We start from the raw sequence: 19,250 nt of genomic DNA, 5'->3' as shown, positions 1-19,250 counted from the left end.
AATGAAAATCGTCAGTACCGGTTATATCAATACGGCAGAATTCAGCGAACCGTTGGCTTGGCTGGAGAGAATAAATTTTCATGCCGGCACATTGGAAGAACTCGCAAAGCTGCACGAAGTCATCAGTATTGAACAGATCAATTACAATGGAGAGCTAATCCACAAAGGGGTGGCCTATCATTTCCTGAATTTTCAAAAACCCAAGCTTTATGTTCCGCGGCAATTGCACCGGCACATTAAGAGGCTTGAACCCGATGCCGTGATCGTTCATGGACTGCATTTTCCTTTTCAGGTAATGCAGTTGCGCAAAGCACTGGGAGCAAGCGTAAAAATCATCGTGCAGAATCACGCCGAGAAACCGCAGAAGGGCTGGCGCAAAGGCTTGCAAAGGCTTGCCGACCGATGCGTTGATGGTTATTTATTTACCGCTAAAGAAACGGGGAAAGAGTGGGTGGGAAAAGGAATCGTTGCAAACGATAAAAAGATTGTGGAAGTAATGGAAGCTTCTTCCGTTTTTTATTCTCAAGAGGCGATTGCAAACAAAGGTGATGCAAGCAATAATTTCCTTTGGGTTGGCCGCCTCGATGAAAACAAAGATCCGCTGACGGTTGTGAAAGCCTTTCTTCGCTTCGTGGAAGTTGAACCGTCAGCAAAGTTGAACATGATTTACCACGAAGACGGATTGCTGCCACAAATAGAAAGCCTTCTGAAAAAGTCGAAAATCAAAAATGCCGTTCGGTTGATTGGAAAAGTTCCGCACGCAGCACTTGAAAAATATTTTCGCGAAGCCAATTTCATTGTTTCCGGTTCGCATTACGAGGGCAGCGGCATTGCGGTGTGCGAAGCCATGTCCTGTGGGTGTATTCCGGTGCTTACCAACATTGCTTCTTTTCGGAAAATGACGGGCCACGGGAAATGTGGTCTGTTGTACGAAGCCGGCAATGCCGAAGCGCTTTTTGAAACGCTTAGAAAATCAATGACGTTGAACAAAGAAAGAGAAAGGGAAAAAGTGTTGCGGCAATTCAACAGCGAACTTTCTTTCAAAGCCATCGCGGCCAAAATAAACGAAACGCTTCTTTCTTTTAACGTGTAAACGCAAAGCATGGCCTTACCAAAAGTCAGCATCATCATGCCCACTTACAACCGCGCCGCTTTTATTGCCGAAAGCATTGAAAGCATACGGCAACAAACGTACGGTGCCTGGGAACTGATCATTGTTGACGACGGCTCGGACGACGACACGGAAGATGTGGTACGGAACATTGATGATGAAAGAATCCGTTTTTATAAAGCCGGCCGCATTGGCATTGGCGGAGCGATAAAAAACAAAGGTCTTCAAAAAGCGTCGGGTGAATTTGTGGCGTTCCTGGATTCTGATGACCTTTGGGCGCCCACAAAAATTGAAAAGCAAATCGCTTTGCTGAATCAATTTCCCGAAGCCGGCTTTTCGCTTACAGGCGGTTACAATTTCAAAACACCCCATCAATCCCTTGAATATTTTTACAAAAAGCAAACGGGCATTAAACATGATCGCCTGTTTCTTTCTTTCTTTCAATCTGAAGTGCCTGGCTTTACGCAAGCCTTGTTGTTCCGAAGAGAATGTTTGCAGAAAACAGGTTGCTTCCGCGAAATAAAAGCCTTTTCCGACGTGGATTTTATTGCCACGCTGGCTTATCATTTCAACGGCATAATTCTTTACGAGCCGCTGGTCTTTCGGCGTTTGCACGAGCGCAGTTACAGCAATCCAAACTGGATAAAAAGTTATTATGAAGGCGTGCAACTCATTCACGATTTCAAAGGCAAACTTCCGCCCTGGCTTTTTCGCTCGGCCTTGTTTAAACTGTACATAAACTTTGGCGAAGATTTTTTAAAAGGAGGGAACAGGAGGCAAGCAATAACGCAATTTTTAAAAGCATGGCAATACAAACCGTTTACTATTGTGCCTTTGAAAAAAGCCGGTAAAGCCATTCTGTGGAGATCGGGGTTGCAAACGAGTTGACAAATTTCGATAATTGTGTAGATGGGTTTTCAGCAGAATTACTTTCTGTTCTCTCTCGCCATGCACAAAGGTGATAAGGTTGGTTTCCTCTTTGTTGTATGCTATTAAGAGTAATGGTTATTTGCCGTTGACGGTTGATAATGGTTGTGGTTGTGTTCCACCTTATTACCTTAATAACAACTTGTCCTCAAACTTTATTAATCTTATTCCTTTATTATGCCGCAAAAACATGATTGCATGCGCTTAATATACTCATCAGTTTTTGAGCAAGGTCATTCATCGAAAAAGGAAGTCTGCTTTTATAACAAGCCGCATTATCGTTTAAAAGTTTTTTTGCCAACTGCGCCATTTCTTTATTTGTCTTCACCACATGCCAGCCATCAATCATCGTTTTCATCGGTTGAACAAAGCTTACAACCTGCGCTCCTGCGTACAAAGCTTCAAGGCAAACCACGCCGAAGCCTTCGTAAGAAGATGGGTGCAAAAACACTTTGCTTCTTTGCATGATTTTGATTACGTCTTCGTGCGGAAGTTCGCCGGTCAATTCTATATTATCGAAAAGCGAATAGTGAAGAATTAAGTGTTGAAGTTTTTCTTTCTCGGGTCCATCACCAATCAACAACGCTTTCACACCCGGTTTTTCTTTTTTTATTTCCGCAACGGCGCGGATAAAAACATCGTACTGCTTTAAAGGAATCAAGGAACCCGCAGCGACAAGATCAATATCTTTTTCATCCGCGGTTTGCGCCATGTGCTGCGGGTTAACCGCCGGTGGAATAACGTGTGCGGGCTTCCATCCGTAATTTTTTTCAAATTCTGTTTGAATAAAATGGGAAAGCGCAATCAAATTATCGGGTGGCAAAAAGTGACGTTGCGGATAGCTGTTTCCTTTTCTTGCATCTTGTCCCAACAGCCAGCAACAATGGCGGATGTCGTTTCTCTTTCCAAACAAATTTCCAACTGCCGCGCATTCGCCGTACCAAAAGCTAAAGAGACCAATGATCTTTTCGGTGCGATGAAGCCGCTTTAGCGTTGCAAAGATTTTTCGGCGCAGCCACAGGCGCTGGAAGCCGCCTTTGTTTTGTCCATTGAAACTGTAAACCGTTGCCTTGTGCCAGTTGTATTTTTTTGCGCAGTAAGGATATTGAAAACTGAGGACGACGATTTTTAATTGCGGATAATTTTCGCCGAGCGTTCGCAGGAGCGATTGCTGCATCGGCAGGCAAGTGCTGTCTTCTTCCGAAGCGGCAAAGCCGGGTGTAAGAACAATCAGCGTGCCGTCAGTTTTCATCAAGACAAACGGTTTTGTTGCAAAATGAAAAAGCGGTTTTGTTGTGCGTTATCATCACCACAATTTTTCCCGAGGCCGCCATGTGCTGAAATTGTTTCAGCAACAAAATTTCTGAGGCTTCGTCCAATTCATTGAAGGGTTCGTCCAATAAAATAAGGTCCGCGTTTTTGTAAAGCGCTCTTGCCAGCGCAATGCGTTGCTGTTGCCCGCCGCTGATGTTCTTGCCGTTTTCCGTTACCAGTTTTTGCAAGCCTTCGGCAGATTGTTGCACAAACTCTTTTAGTCCGGCAACTTGTAAAGCGCAGGCCAATTGTTCGCTGTCGTTCTCCTCTTCCTCAAGCGTTATGTTTCGCAAAACCGTATCGTGAATAAGAAAATTTTGCTGGCGCACGTAAGCAATCAAAGGCCAGTAATTTTTTATTTCTTCCCAATTAAGCTGCCGTTCGTTGATGGCAATTTGGCCCCGGTGATGCGGCAAAAAGCCAAGCAGCATGTTGAGCAACGTTGTCTTGCCTTTGCCCGATCGGCCCGATATGCCGATAAAATCACCTGGCTTCATGTACAAGGAAAAATTATTGACAACGTTTAATCCTTCGTAGCTAAAGCCAACGTTGTTAAGTTCAACGGAATGAATTTTCGCTTCGGTAAATCTTGTTTCGCCGTTCGATTTTTGCTTTGTTTCAAAATCGTTCAACGAAAATTCATAAGCCTTTATTTGTCCTCCAAGGTTGATGATTTTTACCAGGCCCGGAATGATTTTATAGGCCGCTGCCATGAAGGCGCCAACGGTGAGCAGACTGGCTTTGTCGGCCGTCCATTTGGCAATCAGGATGAGGACAAACAATCCCATCACGGCAAAAACTTCAATCAAACGCGAAGGGAGGCTTTGCAGGCTTAACACGTCAAACAAATGCGTGCTGAATTTTCGGCGGGCTTTGAGAAAGCGTTGCAAAAAAAAATCGTTGCGGCTAAAAACGTTTCCTTCCACGTAACCTTTCAACGCATCAAACAAATAGCGATAAGAGCGTTCGTTGCTTTCCTGGATTTGTTGTTTTGCTTCCGCTAATTTTTTTTTCAATAAGTAAAAAACAAGTGCTGCCGGCGGCAATAAAACACACAACAAAAGGAGAAACAGTTTGGCGTTAAACAGCACAACCGCGGTAACAGTAATGGAAACAAGGCAAAGCTGTGTAATGATTTGCTGAATGCCCGAAAGAACGTGCTGGCAAAATTCAAAAGGCTGGAAGGCTATTTTGCGAACGTGTTTGGAAGAATCCACTTCGACAAATTGATTGAAGCTTCCTTGTTGGTAGCGAACAAGATTGTTTTCGGAAATGCGCACGGCCACGTCGCTACTAAAAAAATGATGCGCTCTTGCAATAAAAAATCCGGCGGTATTTTTTGCACTAAACAAGACAAAAAACAAAGCGATAAAGAGCGAGTCCCTGTTCGTAAACCACGAAGGCAAAAAGGCAGGAAGTTTTTTATCGGGCTGCACATAAAATTGTACGATCCACAAAAGTAGAAAGAGCGAGAAAACATCAACAACGCTAATGAAAACGTCCAGTGCCGTAAGCCGAAGAAACCGCTTTCGTTCGGCTTCGGTTAAAACTTGCCAGGTATTTTTAAAAACATTCTTCACCGGCGTTTACCGAGGGTTTTGTTTTACGCCTGCCATTTTCAAAAGCGTTCGGCAGGCAATTTTTGTGTCAAGCGTAATTGACCAGTTGTAAACATAGTAGATGTCTTTTTCCACTCGTTCGCGAATGTTGTCAACGCTTGTTACCGGCCCGGCATAACCCAAAACTTGCGCCAGTCCTGTGATGCCGGGCTTCACCTTATGGCGGTGATGATAGTGCGGCACCAATGTTTCAAAGCGGTGGTTGTCGCTAATCATGTGCGGCCGCGGGCCAATCATGGACATGTCGCCCATCCACACATTAAGCAGTTGCGGCAGTTCGTCCAAATGATGTTGCCGCAAAAATTTTCCAACACTTGTAATGCGTTCGTCGTTTTCTGTTGCGGGCAAGAGATCTGCTTGTTTGTTCACCAACATGCTTCTGAACTTGATGCAGGAAAAAATACCGCCGTCTCGTTTATTGCGTTTCTGTATAAAAAAGACAGGCCCTTTTGAATCAAGCTTTATGAGAAGCGCAATTAGCGGCAAGAGCCAGGGAAAAAGAACAAGAATCAATGCCGAAGAAAGAAAAAGGTCAACAGCACGTTTCAGCAAATGGTTTCCTTCTTTTGTCAAAGGTTGTTGCGTTCTTACCGGCACGGTGCTAAAAATGGTTTCAAGAGGGGCTGATTCCAGCGTGGAAAAATGAATTTGCGGTGGCGCAACAAAGGATGGTTCGGCGGCTTCTTTCAACAAGGAATTTCTCATGAAAGTTTGTTGTGCTTAACAAATACGCATTCGGCAGAACACGGGTTGCCTTTTCGTAGAACGCAAACGGAAAGTCAAAACAGTTTTTTGACGAGAGAGAGACGAAGACCTGCGCTTGTTAGAGGAAGCTTGCCAAAGCCCGCGCCCTTTAGTGGAACCTGGATGTAAGGTTCGGCTACAAGCCCAAATTTGCCTTTTACATCGTACGCATAACCGCCCGAAAATTGCGCGACGGCCAGCCAGTCTTTCGAAGAATTTTTATAGGTCTTGCTGCGCTTTACCGATTGGCCGGAATTCGCGTAGAAATATTCGTAATCATAATCTTCCCGCTTCATTAAAAAGCTGGACGCACCCGCAGCAACAAACCATTCTTGTTTTCGCGAAGAAGAAAAGTTGTAACGCAGCGCAATGGGTATCTCCAACATGCGGCAACGGCCTTCAACGGAGGTGATTTTCGTATTAACCGGCAAATAGATTTTTGATGTGTTGAACGCTGCACCGTTGGTGTAATAATTTTTTTTCGAAGACAAAACCGCTGCCTGAATGCTCAGCCTTTTTGAAAGATCATAACCGGCGGTGAGGCCGAGATCGAAGCCAAGGCCTTTTGCCCTTTGAAATTTAACTGAAGTAGTGCCTGTGCCGGCTTCAATACCGATAGAAAATCGTTTGGATCGAGGCTGAACCTTTTCTTTTGCTTTGCCTTCGGCGATATTTTTTCGTTGAAATATTTTGCTTTCGCGAAGCGTTACGATTCGTTGAAGCAGGGTGGCGATGGCTTCTGCCTTTGTTCTTTCTTGCACGTCACTTTCTTCTTTTTCAGAGCCGGTGTTTAAAGAAGCTTTGTCGTTTTTGCCTTCGTTGCGGCTTGTTGAAAATATGCGTTTTGCAAAATGCGTTGGGTTTCTGTTTGCGATGACTGCTTCGTTTTCTGCCAAAATAATTTTTGTTTTTTCTACCGCCGGTTTTGAAATAGAACGTAAATCTTTTGCGATTAATTTGTTTTCTGCATACGCCTTCGGCAGGCTTTCGTCTTCTGCGTAGTTAAGCTTGTTTTCAACGTAATGGTTGCAAACAACGGAAAACGGCAACAGCAAAAGCAACCATAAATGCTTGCGCCGGCTTTTTGACTTTTGCGATTGAGAACTATAATTTGGATAGAGAACAGACGCGACTTTGTCCCAATCGGCGCTATCGGTGTTCAGCGGAAAGTCTTTTCCCGCCTGTCTGAAAACATCGTCCGTATTTTCATTTACAAAGCGCATAGGCTTCTTGCTGCTCGTTGGTTTTTAAAATTTTTTGCAAGTACACCCGGGCTTTTGAAAGATTGGATTTGGAGGTTCCGACGGAGATAGAAAGCTGATCGGCAATTTCCTGGTGCGTGAAGCCATCAATCACGTACATGTTGAACACCGTTCGGTAAGCAGGCGGAAGTTTTTTGATTTCCTTTACCAGTTCTTTGTAAAGCAACATCCGGTCAGAACCCTGGCTGTTGTCGCGGTGGTTCCAAACGGCATCGGGAATGTTTCCAATCTCCGGCAAAAAGCTGTTTTTGCGCAGTTCGTCAATGGCGGTATTGATCATCACTCTTCGCATCCAGCCCATAAGCACCATTTCAAGGTTTTCCGCGTCGCCGCATTGAAAGCGGCAGAAGTTGCGAAAGATTTTTACAAAGCCGTCGTTCACCACGTCCACGGCTTTCTCGTAGCGGTAGATGTAGCGAAATACCGTTTTCAAACAATAGCCGTAATACTTTTCGTACAGGCGGCGTTGTTCGCGTGACTGGTTTTGATGGCAGCCCTCAACGATATTTTGCAGCAGTTCCAAATTGGCAATATGATTATTCAATACGCAGGCTTTTTAAAAAGGTTGCTCAAAAAGGTTTTGCGATTTGCTGCGGCAACAAACAAGCACGCAACGGCTTCATAAGCATGGAAGGATTTCGTTGCCGGCTTTGCAAGGCAATCAAAACATTGGTTTACGCCAAAGGCCGACGTGTAACCGCGAAGAAATTTTTTTATTTAAGCCCGATGAAGGATTGAAAGGCGCCGTGTGAAATGAAATGACGGGTAAGGTGAAAACGGCGGGAGCAAATTTCCGGTCAGGATGGTTTTGCAGCTATTCTGTTTACGCTGGTTGCAGAAAAAAGAAACCGGAACTTCTGAGCTAATTTTCAAAAATTCCGGTTTGGTAGCCCCGACAGATAATTTACCGCACCAAATAATCGGAATACTGAAGAAGTTATGTTTGATAATGAGCGGGAACTAGCCACTCATTTCAATTCTATTTAAGCTTTACTTTTCCTAAGTTTAGGAATTATGAAAATAAATTACTATCGAAAACAAGCTTGTAACCTTTTCGAACTTAGTCAATGCCAAATTTTGATTTTTCCTGTTGGGATAGTGAATAAATGCCCTTATTGTATTCTTGCGCCACTCGCTTTATTATTTTTTCTGGCCTTAAAGGCCAAATACGCAAAGTAGCGTCATACGATGCGGTTATAACATTGTTCTCTTCAGCATCGAAGCAGGCTGCCTTTACCAGTGAACTATGGCCGTTGAATACCTGCATAACCTCTCCTGTCAATCCCCACAGGCGGGCACTATTGTCATAGCTTGCAGTTAAAATACGCTTTGAATCCTTAGAAAAGTTGAAGTCTACAACCATCCCCGAATGGCCGCTTAGGACTGTTTTAACTTTCTTATCTGTGCCCCAAACCATTACATTATTGGCTTCCGTAGTTGCCCCGATATACTTACCATCTGGGGAGAATTTTGCCTGGTAGATGATTTGACCTGTCGGGCAGCTAAGCGTAAAAAGAGAATCTCCTTTTTTATTCCAAACAATTAAGATGGAGTCTCTACAGGTTGTTATAAACCTGTCGCCGCTCATGCTGAAATTGACTTTTGTAACCTGATTACCGTGTGGTAAAATCTTCATCATTGTTCCGTCTTTGGTCCATAAAATAGCAGTGTGATCACGGGAAGTGGTAATTATATTTTGACCGTCAGGGGAAAACCTAACAGCAAGGATTCGGTCATGATGACCTTTTAGTGTATGAAGCAATCTGCCCTCCATATCCCAAATTTTAGCAACAGAATCGTAACCAGCAGTGACCACACAAGTACTTGTAGGAGAGAAATCTGCATCAATTACGTCCGAATTGTGAGAAAGCCTGTAAAACTTAGAGGTATCCTTAAGGTTAAGAAGTACGGCAGAATGGTCCATACTGGCAGTCACTATAAAGTTACCATCATTTGAGAACTGTCCTGTATAGACAAGTCGTTCGTGTATCTTTTTTCTTAAAACGATGTCACCGGTTTTATTACGAATAATGATTTGCCCACGGCTATCGCCAGTCAGCATTTTTTCTCCGTCTTTTGATATACTTAAGAAATTTATTTCGCCATTTTGGTCAGTGTAAAAATTGCTTCGCAGGTATGCCAAAGGCCAAATAAAAATTTTGCTATCCTCGCCACCGGAAATCAGAAGTTTATTGTCGGGTGATACAGCAATTTTATTGATACCTTGTATAGGACCTTTCAAAGTGTTTAAAACCTCACCTTTTTCGTTGTAAATATGGACAAGTGCGTCTTTACCAGCCGAAGCAAAATGCTTTCCGTCGGGGAAAAATTCGCAGGAGATAATTTCTTCTGTATTTTCACCTATTGTGATTGTTACAGAATCAGCAATTGTGTGCAGGTAAAGTTTCCTGTCCCACCCAGCAAACAATATCTTTTTATCATCGGGTGAGAAATAGATAAGCGGCACAACGTCCCGTGCGTTGGAAAACTCACGGATGAAATTTCCCTTCTTGGTCCATAAAATGACCTTCTTATCAAAACCCGTCGTCAGTATATATTGACCGTCATGTGAAAAAGTTCCATTGACCACAGGCCCTAGATGCCGTTTAAAAGAAATTAATTTTTCCCCCTTCAAGTTCCAGATGTAAGCGCCTTCATCGCCGCCGGTGGTCAAAACAGAGGTGTTATCCGGAGAAAAGCAGGCTGAATACACCCTTTCATCATGCTGCAGAACCAGATGCGTTCTGCTTTTTAGATCCCAAATAATTGCTGTAAAATCACGACTTGCTGTAAGAAGCAAATTATTATCCGGTGAAAACTGAATTGTCTCAATTTTGTCCTTGTGCTCGAATTGGTCTACAAGCTCACCGTTGCTGGTGTACAGGAAAATTCTTCCTTTGTTATCGGCGGTTGCTAAGTATTCACCGTTTTTGGAGAAAGCAATGTGAAGAACGGCGGATTTATTGTTCGTTAGCCGTTTAATAATTGTTCCATTACGGCTCCAGAGTATAACAGTGTTGTCGTCTGCACAAGAAGCAAAGAATTTTCCGTTAGGAGAAAATTGTAAATCGTTGATAGTGCTGGTATGTCCCCTTAAAGAGTTGTAGAATGGGCCAGAATAATATGCCGACCTTATGGCTGTTGCAGCATCAGCATTTTCAGGGTTAATTTTCCAAGCTTCTTGAGCGATAAGAAAAGCTGTAGTTGGGTCTTGCTTTAAAATGCTTTGCGACAGAAATGATAAGGCAGAAGATTTATTTCGGATAGCTGCTTGCCGCTGTATGTACGAAATGATTCCGAGGGCCAACGAAGCAACAAGTAGGATGGCTAGTGTGGCAATAGCACCGGTTCTCAACCGACGGTTTTTCCTGTATTGAATGACGGCTTTGTCCACCATGTCCCCCGGCTCGACACCGTTTAAAGCTGCGGAAAGGGCGTTGATCTCCTTCCTAAAATCAGGGTTATCTATGGTTCGATCTGTATCCTTTTGAGCCCAGCTAAGATCCAAGTAAAGTGGATTTTTTAAAAAACGGTCTTTGAGCTCAGAAGGCAAGATTGTGGTTCTATCCCAATCAATCTCCTCTGCATTACCAGAACCTTTGAAGTAAATTTTGTCTTCAATTACAACGACAATAAATTTGTCATTCCTTTTTAATTCATCAAACCAAAGCTTTAATTCATCCTTGACCCAGAAAGCGTTTGCTGCTGCTTCGGTAGCTAAGTAAATGAGAAATTCTGACTCCTGTAATCCGGTTGTAATGGTTTTTGGAAGATCCTGACCAGGCTTAACAATTTTCTCATCTCTGAAAATAGCCATTGGCTGCTGAAATAAAGGTTTGCCATAGGTCTTTACAGCATCCTCAATACTCTCGGCAAATGCACGGCTGTAGGTGTCGTGTTTATATGAAATAAATGCTTTGTATTTCATTGAAATATTGATAAAATTAAGTTTACTGCTCTTCCAACTAAGCCACCAAAACCATAGAAACCCGTTAACATTTAACGATGATACTTGCCATGTGAAGATCAGCCTTTACCGAAGCATAGACAAGTGTTCTTGGATTAAACAGACGTATAACTCACTCCTACCTGATGAAGGTGCTTTGAATCTTAAAGTCCATAAATCCAGTAGTAACCGAGAGAAAATTAATATTTGGAAATTAAACTTAATACTCTCATATTTATAATACGTTTATTCGTATTCTTCAGGATAACTAACTGCAATCCGTTCACTTTATTTAAACGGTTTGGTCAATCAACTGTAAAATCAATCTTTACTAGTCTAAGAGCCTATTGCATTTGACGAAAAGCTCTAGGCTTTGCCTTGCAATCAAACTAAAATCTTGAAATACTGCTATGAGTAAAAAACTTTTCGTTTCTACGGATGGCGTCACAAAAAGCCAGCTAATGGAGGTGATGAAGTTCCACCTGAATAATTTCAACGACGAAGGTGTTACCATCAATAATGACACTATTCACAATTCTGTTTTGAGTGATAGCGATGGGGTGACCAGTCAAACAAGTTCAAAAAACATTTACAAGGGAATAATTCGCTGGACAATGAATGCAAACGGGCATGAGGATAAACCATGGCCCCTAAAATGGATGGAACAATCAGTCGACGAACTCTCAACAGCAATCATTTAATATGAAAAAATCCGCACTCTTATTTAGCGTGGTTTTATCAAGCCTTCTGGCCCTAAGCCAGCAGAATGTAGATGTTGATTTAAAAACCATAAAGACAGATTTAAAAAAAACAGCGTTAGGTTTCGCCATCAATTATTTAAAGCAATACAATGGTTTAGAAGGACAGATAAATAACGCAAAAGGATTTTTTAGTTTCAGTCCAGAAGTTACCGCGTTAATGGGGACTGAGGACGCTTTCTCTCAGATAAATATTAAACTTTCAGGATTTTTTCTGAAGGCTAAAACGACTCAGGTGGCCGGCCTTACAACATTAGATTCAAGAAAGACAATGCATTTATTTCCCTTATCAGTCGGCGCAGAAACTGACGGAGGCTTTTCGTTTTTGAACACACTTTTTGAAGGGGGGTACGTACCCTACTATCAAGCAAATGGAAATACAAGCGTAAATGCTTTTTTTAAGAATACAAGCGTTGGCATCTTTCTTCAAGCAGGTTATAAATCGAAACTTGATAGTACAATAAAAACGCAGATTGGAGGGAAAACAGATCAAAGTTCTGAATCTTTAAATAGCGGCCTGTTTCGGGCCAAACTTGATTTGTCCATAGACACAAAAAATTTTTTTAAAAATCCAAACAATGTTGGCTTTGGTATCGTCGGAAAGGCAAACTATTGGTACGATTTCCTAAACGCTAAATTTTATACAAGGCTGGAAGGAAGGGTAAGACTTTACTTAGCCCAAAATAAATCATTTGATTTCATCTATGAAAAAGGGTCAGGCGCACCAAATTTTAATACTGGTGAACAATTCGGCGCAGGTCTTTCAATTTCATTCTAGGAATATTATGGCTACTATCCAATTCATAATATCACGACAAGAGGCTAAGTATTTCGCCTCCACGAATGATTTCAAATTTTATGTTGGAACGGAAACTGTCTACCAGGGACAGCATGGATTATTCAATTACAACAGGTCAGACGGGCCAATTTACAAACCCGAAGATTTTGAAACCAAATATTCTAATTGGGCATGGTTTATACAGCCAACAGCCTCTTGCGAGAGTAAAGGTTCTTTTCATTGCTTAAACACCTACGACCGAGCAGCCTTTACCTTCACCTTCATGCAGTTTGCTGCACATGTACCAAATGGAGACTTTGTAACGTTTTTTCGTGCGTTGTTAATCCTTCCTGAAGCAAAAGATTACTTCCCTTTTCTAGAGCTACGCGACGGAAGAATATGGTATGTAAAAAATCAAACTGCAACCCAATTGGAGGATAGCACTTCTACGGCCCCTTTAATGAAATATCTAAACAGTGACATTTCCAATATTGACGACCAGGAGGTGATAACCGCCGCAAGATTTGTCCATTGGGCACAAAATTCTGACTCGCATAGAAGTGTGCAAGTTAACACCGCTATTGACCTATTCAAGAATAATATGAAGGAACATAGCATACGCTTCAACTTAGATGGATGGCCCGACTACATATGCCAAACGATCTGCGATATATTTCACCAGGGGAGGGCTAAATACCGCCTTGTTTCCGATATTATATCGGGGAATTCCGACAGAGAAGTTATTTATAACAAGTTAATCAATATAGGTAACGATGTTTATGCCAATCGTATTGAGACATTGAAAACAGTGCACAGGCAGTTGCGAGAAAGCGGAAAATTTGGGAAAAAATACAATGCGCAATTAAACTCATTTATACCATAAAAATTTTATTACAATACACAAGGGCAATAGATAGAACACACACTTTTAATCTTTAATCATTGAATCATGGCTGCAACAGACAATAACCCGGCAACTCAAACAGCAAATCCAGTTCAGGAAAAGGTCGCAAGAACAGTTTCAATCATTGTGTTAGTTGGAACGTGTGTTTTGGGTGTTTTAGGCATGGCGATCGCTATCGTTGCCTTGACGACAAAAAAAGAAGATATTGCGGGGGCGAAAGATATTCTTCAAATTCTATTTTCCGCAATTCTTCCATTGTTCGGGACATGGATCGGTACAATTCTAGCCTATTATTTTTCGAAAGAAAACTTACTTGCAGCTAACCAGACGGTTAGAGAACTAGTAAAGAGCATCACATCAGATACCAAACTCGAGTCAACAAAGGCAAAAGACGTAATGATCCCCATAGACAAGCTAACATACAAACCTTATCCTTCAGGAACAGATGATAAAACGATCAATCTGAAAACTGATTTTCTTGATTTTATAAACGCCAAAGGAATTTCGAGGGTCATTCTTCTAGACGAAAACAAGTGTGCCAAATACGTATTACATAGAAGCACCATAGAAGGATTTATCGCCGAGCAATATTTTAAACAAGATGAAACAGCCGGACCTAATAATCCTCCCGCCAATAATCAGCAAAACAATCCTCCAGCGCCTGTCGATAATCCACCTGCCGGACAAAATGGGAATAACCAAGATAATCCCCCACAAGCACCTCGAACCTTAACCTTTGCGGATTTAAAAGCAAAAGGGAATGAAACAGTACAGGCAATCTTGAAGGATGGAGTGAAATTTATAAAGGAGGACGCGAATCTTTCCGATGCCAAGGTTTTAATCAAGAATTATGCTGCTTGCAACGATGTGTTTATAACAAAAAATGGCTCAGCAGCCGATCCGGTATTAGGATGGATAACTGATAAAACTATCGCAGAAAGCAGTATTGTAAATTAAAATCGCAATAATGATGGAAGGCCCTATTCAACCTGGAGCTAATAGAAATGATAAAGAATTAGACCGCAACCTTGATGTATTAATTGAAGAAATCGGAAAGGGAAACGTTGTTCCAATTATTGGAACGGATATCATCAAAGTTCAAGACGGAAAGCGTTACGACTTAATGGAATATCTTTTACTTAATCTCGAGGGTAAATACGACTCAAAATTTGACTACAAAAAACACAACTGCGATTCTCCTTTTGAAAAATTGAATCACATCCATTCCGTAACATCGAGGCCTCCCAAACAAGGCTTTTACATTTATATTAAAGAAATAATGGCTGATGCAGAAAACAAATATGATACAACCTATCTAGACCTTCTGGCGAAAATTAGGAAATTCAAGTTGTTTATAAACGCCTCTTCGACAACTATTCTTGAAAAGTCGGTTAGGAAAAACAGAGCGTTCATCACAAGCAAACATGATGCTTTTACTCTGAATATTACTGACTCACCATTGCAAGACATAGAAATAGAGTCGGCTATCAATTCAATTTCGCCTGTATTATTTCCTAAGAAGTTAAAAAAAACCGTCGTATATAACTTATATGGAAAATATGATAAAGATGATACGGGGTTTATTGTAGTTGATGATGATATATTGGAACTGATTCACAGCATATCTGTCAATAGAGATAAGCTAAATACATTATTTGAGTTGCTTTCCTCATCGTCCTTACTTTTTATAGGTTGTAATTTTCCGGATTGGCTTTTACGTTTCTTTATTAGAATGTTTTCGAAACAAAAATTAAGTGTCAGTAGTAGTTTATATTCTGTTGCCGACATTATTAACTCAGATGTAGATAGAAACAGAGCAATTTTTATAAAAAACTCAAGTATTAAGTATTTTGAATTTAACGGAGAAGTTTTTATTCAACGCTTATTTGATAAAATCAGCGCAAAGAAGCCAAAGTGGATTCGAAACAATGCAAACATTGATTACCTTTTTTTAAGCTATGCAACAGAAAATCAAAGACAAGTAATTGATATTTACGAAAAGCTGGATGATAAAGACTTCGATGTGTTCATGGACATACGTGATATCGATCACGGCGAACAAATAAGGGATGAAGTAAAAAAAGCCATAGATAATTGCAAAATCTTTATACCTATTATCTCGAAAGAGACAGATACTATGTCTACAAATGAGCGTTTTTTTAAAAAAGAATGGGATTATGTTTTAGAGATACATAACAGAGAAAATCCAAATAATGAAATTGGGAAAAAACCTGTTATCCTTCCAATTTTTTTAAATCAGATAAAATATAATGAATTGAAAGAAACAACCCCAAAAACATTTTTTGATTTAAAATACCAAGGTGCAAGCGCAGAAAATGGACTGTCCTCGGCGTTTATAAACAAAATAGCAGAAATCATAGGTTGAAGCTTTATTATGGAAACAGAAGTTATTATAAGTGAGGTCAATACCTCAATGGAGCAAGTTATAAATCCTTTCAAAGGACCTAAATCCTATGAAGAGGGAGACTTCGATGTCTTTTATGGAAGAGGTGAAGAAATTTCAAAACTCTTTCAGTTAGTAAGAATTAACACATTAACTATTTTATATTCTCAATCAGGTATTGGAAAAAGTTCCCTATTGAGGGCAGGGATAATGCCAACCCTTAGACGTAATGACTACCTGCCAATTTATCTTAGACCCAATTATGGAAATACTGACCTAAATATCTTTCAATTTATAATTGATCAAATTTCTGTCTCAATTGATAAAATGACGGCCTCTTCTGAACATTCAGAAAATGGATATAGCTATACAAAACCATTAGAGGATGAAACATTGTTTGAATATCTGAACAGAAATCCCTTCTATAAATACATTCCAATCGAAGGAGAACCTGGAAAAGCTAGTCGAAGCAACTTAATCCCTGTATTAATTTTTGATCAATTTGAAGAAATATTCACAGTCGGCGCATCTAATCAAAATTTATATTCTTTTCTTAAAAACGAACTTTCTCACCTCATTGAGAACACCGTTCCTCCACAAGTAAAAGATAAGTTACACTCCGAGACAAATGCTGTACAAAGCGAGATAAAACTGCTTGAATTAACTGCCAATACACAAAATTATAAAGTAGTCTTCTCACTTCGAGAGGAATACTTATCTCATTTGGAGAGCATAAGTAGTGAAATGCCATCCATCTTTTATACAAATAGCAAATTCCGTTTAATACCTTTTTCAAGGGCAATTGCCCAAGATGTGATTTTGAAAACCAGCAATTTTGTATTTGGTACTACTACTGCGCTTAATATTATCAAACTCATAGCGGAAAAGCCAAACACAGAGATGCTAAGCAAACGGATAAGGAATGAGGTCGAGCCGTTTCTTTTAAGCTTAGTATGTTACCATCTATATCCTAAATTAATTGTGGGGGATACAGAAACAATGAAAAGTATAGAAATTTTAGACTACAAAATCGTAGATAAGATTTTAAACAGTTATTATAATGACTCATTAATCAATATGCCTGGAGTTGTTAAAGTGTTCATAGAAGACGAACTATTGACTGATAAAGGCAATCGTACTCTTCATGATTGTGAAGACGCCGAAAGAAAAGTGGGTAAAGAATGGATTGATAAACTTGTGGACGAATTTCGTTTACTACGTAAAGAGGAGTTTTTAGATAGCCAACATTTGGAAATCATTCATGACAGAGTTACACCTGTAATAATTGAATCTAGGAATGCTAGGAGAATAGAAGAAGGGAAAGTGGAGTTAGCAAAAGCCAAAAAAAAGCAGCAAGAAGAAAATGAGAGATTAAATGAAAGGAAATTATTGGAGATTGAAAAAAACAAGGCAGAGGAATATCAAAGAAAAGTTGCTGAATTGGAAGTTAGTTATGCCAAGACGTATGAGCGAAGGCTTGATGAAATAAGAGAAGAGACAATTAACGATCTTAATAAAAAGTTTGAAATTGATAAGGCCAAACTCATTCAAGAGTATGAAAATAAGGTTGCAGGTTTAAATACAGAAAGGTTGAACGAGCAAGTAAGTGGTGAAAAAAAACTAAAAGAATTAAACGATAAACTTTCGCTTCAAATAAAAAACCTTACTGATAGTTATGAAAGCAAAATAATTGCATTAGAACAAAAAAAGGCAGACGATATTGAAAAAGGTATAGTTAGTTTAAGAAGACAATATAGTGATGAAAGGGATAAACTTTTTAGAGAAGCAGAAGCTCTAAAAGAAAGTCTTGAAAAGGCAAAAAGTGAAAGAGACAATTTGGAGAAAGAAATCATCTATACTAAGACAAATTCACTTTTGAGCCTAAGAACAAGAACTTGGTTTTTTTTGATTACCTCAATAATTGCAATAGCCGCAATAGTTTTTGCTATAATTTTTTATTCAAATAATATTAAAAATACTTCGGAAAACAGAATTCTTACCTCACGAGTTGATTCTTTAAAGTTTTTATATTCCCAGTTTAACAACGGGAAATCAACATTAAATTTAGGTGACTCTTTGCAGCTAGCCCACGCTTATATAAATCGTTTGAACGATTCAATTACTTTTCTAAAAAGTATCTCATCGAATGGTGCTTTAAAACAATCTTATGATGCTTTACAAATAAAATACAATAATTTATTAAATGAATTGGACAACAATAACTCTCAAATCGCAGATCTTAAGCAACAGCTTTCAAATGGTGCTAAAGGGATACCGGAAATCAGAAGGTCTTTAGATTCGATCGGTATTTTTATAGATAATAACAAAAGGTATATCAGGGGGACGTCCCCTAGTGCAGCTCTAAATGTTTTAAGTCTGGATAGCTCACGCGTTCAAGGGTTATTAGATGTAATCAAAAAGTCTCTCTTCTCTGAGAAAGGCGACTTGCTTCAAAATTTAACATCGGAACAAATAAAATATATAAATTCAAATTTGGATCAGCTTCATACAATTACTACACAAAAAAGCGATTTAGTGCAAGCTTTGAATAATGCAATGGAGTATGAAGATTTATTAAATGAAGTACGAGTTCGATTGAATACTCTTAGTAGAAAATACTGACTGCAAAATCAAACAAGTCAAACAGATTTATATAAATCGGTTATTATTCAATATATCGTCACTCAGAGTGTGGAGAAAGAAACAAAAAAGCTGCCAATTATGTAGTTTTCTGCTGGATTTTAACTTAGCAAAAGAATGGAGCATAAATGCTTTAATTTGGAAGGAACAATAATTAGCAACTAATAGGATTTCTAATCTCAAACGCTGATTTTATAATCCTTTCAAAGCATCGTTTTCTACTGAATAATGAGCATGCCCTATTTTAAAGTTAAATGGGTCTGATAAAACTAAGTTTTTATAAGACGAGTACTGTTCTTCAAGCCATTGTATAATCTTCATGCTCTTATTATGATCAAACACCCTATGCCCTATTTTATTTTGGTATCCAATTTCTTGAAAAATGTTTTTGGGAACTAAAGGAGCCGAATTACCGAAATAGTAGAAATGTTTCGAAATCAAAACGTAGTTTGATTTAGTATCTCTTTCCAAGTTATAGGTATTTATACTTCCATCTGGATTACTGTGATGTGAGTGCGCTTGCTCCCAGATACTTTCTTGGTTTTGATGGTAGATGTTATCCCCAAGCATCATTATTTTACTGCCATTTCTAACTGGCTTTTTATCTCTATATTCTTCTTTTTCCCAATACTCATTAAAGGTTATTTTCTGTGTTATTTTCATAGCAAAGATGCATTTACCGGTTGCCTTTAAACGTTTTCCACCGACGCCAATTATCCAATCTCCAACTTTCGCCGTATTCCTAATAGCGGGTTTACAGGTAGCAAGGGTACAGAATCCGTGGAAAGGATTTGGAGCAAAACCAAAATCTCTGTCAACTACATAAATATAAACTCTAGCCAT

15 protein-coding genes are annotated in these 19,250 nt (G+C 39.8%); 8 read left to right on the top strand and 7 right to left on the bottom strand.

Annotated elements, in window-relative coordinates; genetic code table 11:
* The first annotated feature begins 1 nt into the window (after nucleotide 1).
* Both FSB75_RS12370 and FSB75_RS12365 read left to right on the top strand, forming a co-directional pair.
* Nucleotides 2–1,093 (top strand): glycosyltransferase family 4 protein, encoded by a 1,092-nt coding sequence (locus FSB75_RS12370; RefSeq protein WP_146787819.1) that lies wholly within the window; start codon nucleotides 2–4, stop codon nucleotides 1,091–1,093.
* A gap of 9 nt (nucleotides 1,094–1,102) precedes the next feature.
* Nucleotides 1,103–1,999 (top strand): glycosyltransferase family 2 protein, encoded by an 897-nt coding sequence (locus FSB75_RS12365; RefSeq protein WP_146787816.1) that lies wholly within the window; start codon nucleotides 1,103–1,105, stop codon nucleotides 1,997–1,999.
* Between the two features lie 214 nt (nucleotides 2,000–2,213).
* Here the strand turns inward: FSB75_RS12365 and FSB75_RS12360 are convergent, their stop codons facing one another.
* The 6 genes from FSB75_RS12360 to FSB75_RS12335 form a co-directional block, all read right to left on the bottom strand.
* Entirely contained in the window at nucleotides 2,214–3,290 is a 1,077-nt protein-coding gene (locus FSB75_RS12360) for a glycosyltransferase (protein WP_227990938.1), read from the bottom strand.
* Nucleotides 3,280–4,932 (bottom strand): ATP-binding cassette domain-containing protein, encoded by a 1,653-nt coding sequence (locus FSB75_RS12355; RefSeq protein ID WP_146787807.1) that lies wholly within the window; start codon nucleotides 4,930–4,932, stop codon nucleotides 3,280–3,282. Before FSB75_RS12355 ends, FSB75_RS12360 begins: the two co-directional genes overlap by 11 nt.
* Nucleotides 4,933–4,938: 6 nt before the next feature.
* Complete coding sequence (locus FSB75_RS12350) at nucleotides 4,939–5,676, bottom strand: sugar transferase (RefSeq protein WP_146787803.1); 738 nt, start codon at nucleotides 5,674–5,676, stop codon at nucleotides 4,939–4,941.
* 74 nt (nucleotides 5,677–5,750) lie between these two features.
* Nucleotides 5,751–6,938 carry an outer membrane beta-barrel protein gene (locus FSB75_RS12345; protein WP_146787800.1) on the bottom strand — a complete coding sequence of 396 codons (1,188 nt, stop codon included), beginning with the start codon at nucleotides 6,936–6,938 and terminating at the stop codon, nucleotides 5,751–5,753.
* On the bottom strand, nucleotides 6,922–7,521 hold the full coding sequence (locus FSB75_RS12340) for an RNA polymerase sigma factor (protein WP_227990570.1): 600 nt from the start codon (nucleotides 7,519–7,521) through the stop codon (nucleotides 6,922–6,924). The genes FSB75_RS12345 and FSB75_RS12340 overlap by 17 nt, the downstream gene beginning before the upstream one ends.
* Nucleotides 7,522–8,037: 516 nt before the next feature.
* Entirely contained in the window at nucleotides 8,038–10,905 is a 2,868-nt protein-coding gene (locus FSB75_RS12335; protein ID WP_146787797.1) for a toll/interleukin-1 receptor domain-containing protein, read from the bottom strand.
* Between the two features lie 428 nt (nucleotides 10,906–11,333).
* On the opposite strand from FSB75_RS12335, the gene FSB75_RS12330 reads away from it, so the two are divergent.
* From FSB75_RS12330 to FSB75_RS12305, 6 genes are all read left to right on the top strand, one after another.
* Nucleotides 11,334–11,624, top strand: coding sequence for a hypothetical protein (locus FSB75_RS12330; RefSeq protein WP_146787795.1), 291 nt, complete (start codon nucleotides 11,334–11,336; stop codon nucleotides 11,622–11,624).
* Nucleotide 11,625: 1 nt separating this feature from the next.
* On the top strand, nucleotides 11,626–12,459 hold the full coding sequence (locus FSB75_RS12325) for a hypothetical protein (protein ID WP_146787792.1): 834 nt from the start codon (nucleotides 11,626–11,628) through the stop codon (nucleotides 12,457–12,459).
* A 7-nt stretch (nucleotides 12,460–12,466) separates the two neighbouring features.
* Nucleotides 12,467–13,342, top strand: coding sequence for a hypothetical protein (locus FSB75_RS12320; protein WP_146787789.1), 876 nt, complete (start codon nucleotides 12,467–12,469; stop codon nucleotides 13,340–13,342).
* Nucleotides 13,343–13,408: 66 nt separating this feature from the next.
* On the top strand, nucleotides 13,409–14,320 hold the full coding sequence (locus FSB75_RS12315; RefSeq protein ID WP_146787786.1) for a hypothetical protein: 912 nt from the start codon (nucleotides 13,409–13,411) through the stop codon (nucleotides 14,318–14,320).
* Between the two features lie 10 nt (nucleotides 14,321–14,330).
* Nucleotides 14,331–15,749 (top strand): toll/interleukin-1 receptor domain-containing protein, encoded by a 1,419-nt coding sequence (locus FSB75_RS12310; protein WP_146787782.1) that lies wholly within the window; start codon nucleotides 14,331–14,333, stop codon nucleotides 15,747–15,749.
* Between the two features lie 9 nt (nucleotides 15,750–15,758).
* On the top strand, nucleotides 15,759–18,389 hold the full coding sequence (locus FSB75_RS12305; RefSeq protein ID WP_146787779.1) for an ATP-binding protein: 2,631 nt from the start codon (nucleotides 15,759–15,761) through the stop codon (nucleotides 18,387–18,389).
* Between the two features lie 210 nt (nucleotides 18,390–18,599).
* Here FSB75_RS12305 and FSB75_RS12300 read toward each other — a convergent pair whose 3' ends face one another.
* On the bottom strand, nucleotides 18,600–19,250 hold the full coding sequence (locus tag FSB75_RS12300) for an Nmad2 family putative nucleotide modification protein (RefSeq protein ID WP_146787776.1): 651 nt from the start codon (nucleotides 19,248–19,250) through the stop codon (nucleotides 18,600–18,602).

Source organism: Flavisolibacter ginsenosidimutans, from assembly GCF_007970805.1.
GTDB classification, from domain to species: Bacteria; Bacteroidota; Bacteroidia; order Chitinophagales; family Chitinophagaceae; genus Flavisolibacter; species Flavisolibacter ginsenosidimutans.
The sequence above is the reverse complement of the archived record's forward strand: the minus strand, read 5'-3'. Positions and strand labels throughout refer to the sequence as shown.